The following is a 7,511-nucleotide window of genomic DNA, read 5'->3' as shown; positions in this document are numbered from 1 at the left end:
TTGCCAGCGATAGGGCCCGAACAGGCCATCTTCCCCTCAAATCAAAAGCCCAACAAATTCAAACCCTTGGCTAACCTCAGCGATTCCCGCTAGCATCCGCCCAATCATTTGCGCCAATAATAAGTTCAAACCCGCAGCGCCCAACCATCGAGGCCAGCATGTACATCTATCGTTTGGTCCTGCTTCTGGTCGTGGGGATCTACCTGTTCTCACCGGCCATCATGGACTGGTGGATCGAACCGACCGGAGCGTGGTACCGCCCGTACCTGCTCTGGCTGATCCTGATCGTCGTCACCTTCATCCTGCAGAGCCAACGAGATGCCGATGAGCTTTAGCCTGACCCAGATGATCCTGATCAGCGCCGGGTACCTCATGGTGCTGTTCGGCGTAGCCTGGGTCAGCGAGCGTGGGCTGATCCCGCGCGCCATCATTCGCCACCCGCTCACCTACACCCTGTCGCTGGGCGTATACGCCAGCGCCTGGGCGTTCTACGGCTCGGTGGGCCTCGCCTACCAGTACGGCTACGGCTTCCTTGCCTGTTACCTGGGGGTGTCCGGTGCATTCCTGCTGGCGCCAGTGCTGCTGTACCCGATCCTGAAGATCACCCGCACTTACCAGCTGTCGTCGCTGGCCGACCTGCTGGCGTTCCGCTTCCGCAGCACCTGGGCCGGCGCGTTGACCACCCTTATCATGCTGATTGGCGTACTGCCGTTGCTGGCGTTGCAGATCCAGGCGGTGGCCGACTCGATCAGCATCCTTACCGGTGAGCCGGTCAAGGCCCGGGTGGCCTTCGCGTTCTGTGCGCTGATCATCCTGTTCACCATCTTCTTCGGCTCACGGCATATCGCCACGCGCGAAAAGCATGAAGGGCTGGTGTTCGCAATCGCCTTCGAGTCGGTGATCAAGCTGCTGGCACTGGGCGGCATCGGCCTGTACGCCCTGTATGGCGTGTTTGGCGGCCCGCACGAGCTGGAAGTGTGGCTGCTGCAGAACCAGACCGCCCTGGCCGCGCTGCACACCCCGCTGCAGGAAGGCCCGTGGCGCACCCTGCTGCTGGTGTTCTTCGCCTCGGCCATCGTCATGCCGCACATGTACCACATGGCCTTCACCGAAAACCTCAACCCACGCTCGCTGGTCAGCGCCAGTTGGGGCCTGCCGCTGTTCCTGCTGCTGATGAGCCTGGCCGTGCCGCTGGTACTCTGGGCCGGGCTGCGCCTGGGCGCCAGTACCAACCCCGAATACTTCACCCTGGGCCTGGGCATTGCCGCCAACAACCAGGCACTGGCCCTGCTGGCCTATATAGGCGGCCTGTCGGCGGCCAGTGGCCTGATCATCGTCACCACCCTGGCGCTGTCGGGCATGGCCCTCAACCACCTGGTGCTGCCGCTATACCAGCCCCCGGCCGAGGGCAACATCTACCGCTGGCTGAAATGGACCCGCCGCGCACTGATCGTCGCCATCATCACCGCCGGCTTCATGTTCTACCTGACCCAGAACAACCACCAGAGCCTGGCCAACCTGGGCATCGTGGCGTTCGTGGCCACGCTGCAGTTCCTGCCCGGCGTGCTGTCCGTGTTGTACTGGCCGACCGCCAACCGCCGCGGCTTCATCGCCGGGCTGCTGGCCGGCACGCTGGTGTGGATGGTGACCATGCTGCTGCCGCTGCTGGGCAACCTGCAAGGCTTCTATATCCCGCTGCTGGACATGATCTACGTGCTGGACGATACCAGCTGGCACATGGCGGCCATCGCCTCGCTGGCGGCCAACGTGCTGCTGTTCACCCTGATTTCGCTGTTCACCAACGCCAGCACCGAAGAGGTCAGCGCCGCAGAAGCCTGCGCGGTGGACAACGTGCGCCGCCCACAGCGCCGCGAACTGCACGCAGCCTCGCCCCAGGAATTCGCGACCCAACTGGCCAAGCCGCTGGGCGCCAAAGCCGCGCAAAAGGAAGTGGAGCAGGCCCTGCGCGACCTTTACCTGCCGTTCGACGAACGCCGGCCATACGCCCTGCGCCGCCTGCGTGACCGCATCGAGGCCAACCTGTCGGGCCTGATGGGCCCGAGCGTGGCTCAGGACATGGTCGAGACCTTCCTGCCGTACAAGTCCGGTAACGAGAACTACGTCACCGAGGACATCCACTTCATTGAAAGCCGCCTGGAAGACTACCACTCGCGCCTGACCGGCCTGGCCGCCGAGCTCGATGCCCTGCGCCGCTACCACCGCCAGACCTTGCAGGAGCTGCCCATGGGCGTCTGCTCGCTGGCCAAGGACCAGGAAATCCTCATGTGGAACAAGGCCATGGAAGAGCTCACCGGCATTGCCGCCAAGCACGTGGTCGGCTCACGCCTGGTGACCATCGCCGAGCCCTGGCGCGGGCTGCTGCAGGGCTTCATCAACGTGCCCGACGAGCATCTGCACAAACAACGCCTGGCACTCGATGGCCAGCCACGCTGGCTGAACCTGCACAAGGCGGCCATCGATGAACCACTGGCCCCCGGTAACAGCGGCCTGGTACTGCTGGTCGAGGACCTGACCGAAACCCAGGCCCTGGAAGACAAGCTGGTGCATTCCGAGCGCCTGGCCAGCATCGGCCGGCTGGCCGCCGGCGTGGCCCACGAAATCGGCAACCCGATCACCGGCATCGCCTGCCTGGCGCAAAACCTGCGCGAGGAGCGTGAAGGCGACGGCGAAATCACCGAGCTGTCCAGCCAGATCCTCGACCAGACCAAACGCGTGTCACGCATCGTCCAGTCGTTGATGAGTTTTGCCCATGCCGGTGGCAGCCACCAGAACAGCGAGGAACCGGTGTGCCTGGCCGAAGTGGCGCAGGACGCCATTGGTCTGCTGGCGTTGAACCGGCGTAATTTCGAAGTACAGTTCTTCAACCTCTGCGACCCCGACCATTGGGTAGAAGGCGACCCGCAGCGCCTGGCCCAAGTGCTGATCAACCTGCTTTCCAACGCGCGCGACGCCTCGCCGCCCGGTAGCGCAGTGCGCGTGCGCAGCGAGGTGAGCGAGCACACCGTCGACCTGATCGTCGAGGACGAGGGCAGCGGCATCCCGAAGAACATCCAGGACCGTCTGTTCGAGCCGTTCTTCACCACCAAGGACCCCGGCGAGGGAACCGGACTGGGCCTCGCTCTGGTCTATTCCATCGTGGAAGAGCATTATGGGCAAATCACCATCGACAGCCCGGCCGACATCGAACGGCAACGTGGCACCCGGATCCGCGTGACCCTGCCCCGGCATGTCGTAGCGACGTCCCCTGAAATTCGAGACCGTCGAGAGAATTGAATCAATGCCGCACATTCTGATCGTCGAAGACGAAACCATCATCCGCTCGGCCTTGCGTCGTCTGCTCGAGCGGAACCAGTACCAGGTCAGCGAAGCCGGCTCGGTGCAGGAAGCCCAGGAACGCTTCAGCATTGCCACTTTCGACCTGATCGTCAGTGACCTGCGCCTGCCAGGTGCACCCGGCACCGAGCTGATCAAGCTCGGCCAAGGCACCCCGGTGCTGATCATGACCAGCTACGCCAGCCTGCGCTCAGCCGTGGACTCGATGAAGATGGGCGCGGTGGACTACATCGCCAAGCCCTTCGACCACGACGAAATGCTGCAAGCGGTGGCCCGCATCCTGCGCGACCGGCAGAACGCCCCGGCTGCGGCACCGGCTGCCGAGCCCCGCGCCAGCACCGGCAAGGCAGCCCCTGCCGACAAAGCGGCCCCGGCAGCGGCCAATGGCGACATCGGTATCATCGGCTCGTGCCCGCCCATGCAGGACATGTACAGCAAGATCCGCAAGGTGGCCCCAACCGATTCCAATGTGCTGATCCAGGGCGAATCGGGTACCGGTAAAGAGCTGGTGGCGCGCGCCCTGCACAACCTGTCGCGGCGCGCCAAGGCGCCGATGATTTCGGTGAACTGCGCGGCCATCCCCGAAACCCTGATCGAGTCCGAACTGTTCGGCCACGAGAAAGGCGCGTTCACCGGCGCCAGTGCCGGCCGTGCGGGCCTGGTGGAGGCCGCCGACGGTGGTACTTTGTTCCTTGATGAAATCGGCGAACTGCCCCTGGAAGCCCAAGCCCGCCTGCTGCGCGTGCTGCAGGAAGGGGAAATTCGCCGGGTCGGTTCGGTGCAGTCGCAAAAGGTCGATGTGCGCCTGATCGCCGCGACCCACCGCGACCTGAAGAACCTGGCCAAGGCCGGCCAGTTCCGCGAAGACTTGTACTACCGCCTGCACGTGATCGCCCTGAAGCTGCCCGCGCTGCGCGAGCGCGGCAGCGACGTCAATGAAATCGCCAGTGCCTTCCTGGCCCGCCAGAGTGCGCGCATCGGCCGGGATGACCTGCACTTCTCTGCCGAAGCCGAACAGGCCATTCGTCACTACAGCTGGCCGGGCAACGTACGTGAGCTGGAAAACGCCGTGGAGCGCGCGGTCATTCTCAGCGAGAGCGCAGAAATTTCTGCCGACCTGCTGGGTATCGACATCGAGCTGAGCGACCTGGAAGAAGACGATATTCTCGACAACGCCCTGGCGGTGGCCAGCGCGGCCAATGCCAGCCACGAGCCGACCGAGGACTTGTCCCTGGAAGACTACTTCCAGCACTTCGTGCTCGAGCACCAGGACCACATGACCGAGACCGAACTGGCCCGCAAGCTCGGCGTCAGCCGCAAATGCCTGTGGGAACGCCGCCAACGCCTGGGCATTCCGCGGCGCAAGAGCAACGCCACCAGCGATAACTGACCTGCCTGGGTGGGAGGTTCCTCCTGCCCCTTCTCTACCAGCCTCACCGGCCTGTTCGCGGGCTCGCCCGCTCCCATAAGCACGGCGCAACCTTGCAGCCCGCGGTGATCCTGTGGGAGCGGGCAAGCCCGCAAAACGGCCAGCCACCACACCCCAGGTAACACATCTGCCGCCGCAAAAATCTGTTACCCACCCTCTGCGCCGTAACAGTCACCGAGGCGTACGGTAACGAAAATTCCACATTGCGGGCCTGCCACAAACCTGCAGAATCCACCAACCCATTGATTTTACTGGTTTTTCAAAAGTTGGCACGGCACCTGCTATATCTCTGGTACAAGAACAATAACAAGCACTGCAACTCATAATAAGAACAAGACGAAACGGCTCACGCACAATAAAAACAAGACGGCGGAGGCGCAGCTAACTGATTCTTTTGGAGAGGATGCGTGTTTGGGGCTTGCCCCACGACCAGGCAGAGAACAACAAAAACTGCACTAAAAAGCAGCGCCTGAACTGGTTGGATCGACAGATCAACGTGACATCAGCGGCCAAAGCAATCCGTTTGCTCTTTACCCCCGGTTTGGGGGTCGTCCACAAGCTTCAGGCTTTGTGGGCAGGGCACTCAACAAAAACAAAAAGCCCGGCAAAAAAATAATAAGAGCACGCAACGACACTTCTTGGGGAGCTTAGGCTCCCCTTGTCGTTTCTGCGATTCCCGCAGGCTTCCTGCTACCCGCCTACACCATTCCCTGAGTAAATGCTAGAATCCCCGCCCATCATGCGGCCATTCTCCTATTCTTGGCCGAACATTCCTTCAAACAGTGCATCCCATGCTGAAGAAGCTGTTCCAGTCGTTCCGCCCGCCCGTACCGGGCCAGCACCACAGGCGCACCACGCCTGAGGTGATCAACAAGAGCCAGCACTCGTTGCAGCGCCACCAGTTCAGCCGCCACGCGGTGAACATTGTCGAGCGCTTGCAGGCTGCCGGTTACCAGGCCTACCTGGTCGGTGGCTGCGTCCGCGACCTGATGCTGGGCATTACGCCGAAAGACTTCGACGTTGCCACCAGTGCCACCCCTGAACAGGTCCGTGCCGAGTTCCGTAATGCGCGCATCATTGGCCGCCGCTTCAAGCTGGTCCATGTGCATTTCGGCCGTGAAATCATCGAAGTCGCTACCTTCCGTGCCCCGCATACGGAAGATGACCAGAATGACAGCCACCGTTCGTCGCATAACGCCAGTGGTCGCATCCTGCGTGACAACGTATACGGCACCCTGGAAGAAGACGCGCAGCGCCGCGACTTCACCATCAACGCCCTGTACTACGACCCGGTCAGCGAGCGCATTCTCGATTACGCCAACGGCGTGCACGATGTTCGCAACCGCCTGCTGCGGCTGATCGGCGATCCGACGCACCGCTACCAGGAAGACCCGGTGCGCATGCTGCGCGCAGTGCGCTTTGCGGCCAAGCTGGACTTCGGTATCGAGAAGCACACCTTCAAGCCGATCCGCGAACTGGCCCCACTGCTGCGCGAAATCCCGCCAGCGCGCCTGTTCGAAGAGAGCCTGAAGCTGTTCCTGTCGGGCCAAGGTGCCATCGCCTTTGAAATGCTGGTCGACCTGGAGCTGTTCGAGCCGCTGTTCCCGGCTAGTGCGCACGCGCTGGAAGAGCGCCCGACCTATACCCACACGCTCATCAGCCAGGCACTGAACAACACCGACCTGCGGGTGAAGCAGGGCAAACCGGTAACGCCGGCGTTCCTGTTCGCCGCGCTACTGTGGCCTGCCCTGCCAGCCCGCGTGCTGCATTTGCAGAGCCAGGGCGTACCCCCGATTCCGGCCATGAATGGCGCAGCCCACGACCTGATCGCCGAGCAATGCGCCCGCATCGCCATCCCCAAGCGCTTCACCCTGCCAATCCGGGAAATCTGGGACATGCAGGAGCGCCTGCCACGCCGCAGCGGCAAGCGCGCCGACATGCTGCTGGACAACCCGCGCTTCCGTGCCGGTTACGATTTCCTGCTGCTGCGTGAAAGCGCGGGCGAAGACACCGACGACCTGGGGCAATGGTGGACCGATTACCAGGACGCCAACGACAGCGAGCGCCGCGAGATGATCCGCGACCTGGGCAACCGTGACGAAGGCAGCACTGCCGGCCCGCGTAAACGCAAGCGCAGCGGCAGCAAACGCAAGCGCGCTGGCGACGAGGCATTCGAGTGACGACGCGCGCCTACGTCGGCCTGGGCAGCAACCTGGCTGCACCGGCCGAGCAGTTGCGCAGCGCGTTGCAGGCGCTGGACCAGGTCGCGGCCACGCGCCTGGTAGCAGCCTCTGCCTTTTACACCAGCGATTCGCTGTTGCCCGGGCAGCCACGCTATACCAACGCCGTCGCGGCGCTGGACACCCAGCTGGCACCGCTGGCCTTGCTCGATGCCCTGCAAGCCATCGAGAACGACCAGGGCCGGGTGCGCGCCGAGCGCTGGGGCCCACGCACGCTGGACCTGGACATCCTGCTGTTCGGCGACCAGGTGCTCGACGAGCCCCGCTTGAAGGTGCCGCATTACCACATGCATGCCCGCCCCTTCGTACTGTACCCGCTGGCCGAGCTGGTACCGGGCGACTTCCGCCTGGCCGATGGCCGCGCCCTTGCGCAGCTGCTTGAGGCTTGCCCATTCGTCGGCCTGGAGCGCTTGTAAACCGGGTGCTCCAGCCCGTTGCACCGGCCCGGTAACGCCAGTAACACCCTGATCGTAACAATGCGGTAACAG

The 7,511-nt window shown here is 63.3% G+C and carries 5 protein-coding genes; all 5 read left to right on the top strand.

Annotated features, from left to right (window positions below):
• Positions 1-158: 158 nt before the first annotated feature.
• Positions 159-335, top strand: coding sequence for a hypothetical protein (locus GYA94_RS05700; protein WP_003250005.1), 177 nt, complete (start codon positions 159-161; stop codon positions 333-335).
• Positions 319-3,294 carry a sensor histidine kinase gene (locus GYA94_RS05695; RefSeq protein ID WP_029886588.1) on the top strand — a complete coding sequence of 992 codons (2,976 nt, stop codon included), beginning with the start codon at positions 319-321 and terminating at the stop codon, positions 3,292-3,294. The genes GYA94_RS05700 and GYA94_RS05695 overlap by 17 nt, the downstream gene beginning before the upstream one ends.
• A gap of 4 nt (positions 3,295-3,298) precedes the next feature.
• On the top strand, positions 3,299-4,744 hold the full coding sequence (locus GYA94_RS05690; RefSeq protein WP_054913922.1) for a sigma-54-dependent transcriptional regulator: 1,446 nt from the start codon (positions 3,299-3,301) through the stop codon (positions 4,742-4,744).
• A gap of 830 nt (positions 4,745-5,574) precedes the next feature.
• Positions 5,575-6,963 carry a polynucleotide adenylyltransferase PcnB gene (locus tag GYA94_RS05685; protein WP_161891946.1) on the top strand — a complete coding sequence of 463 codons (1,389 nt, stop codon included), beginning with the start codon at positions 5,575-5,577 and terminating at the stop codon, positions 6,961-6,963.
• Complete coding sequence (gene folK, locus GYA94_RS05680; RefSeq protein WP_110679065.1) at positions 6,960-7,439, top strand: 2-amino-4-hydroxy-6-hydroxymethyldihydropteridine diphosphokinase; 480 nt, start codon at positions 6,960-6,962, stop codon at positions 7,437-7,439. The genes GYA94_RS05685 and folK overlap by 4 nt, the downstream gene beginning before the upstream one ends.
• Positions 7,440-7,511: the final 72 nt, after the last annotated feature.

Origin of the sequence: Pseudomonas juntendi, from assembly GCF_009932375.1 — a bacterium.
Taxonomy (GTDB): domain Bacteria; phylum Pseudomonadota; class Gammaproteobacteria; order Pseudomonadales; family Pseudomonadaceae; genus Aquipseudomonas; species Aquipseudomonas juntendi.
The sequence above is the reverse complement of the archived record's forward strand: the minus strand, read 5'-3'. Positions and strand labels throughout refer to the sequence as shown.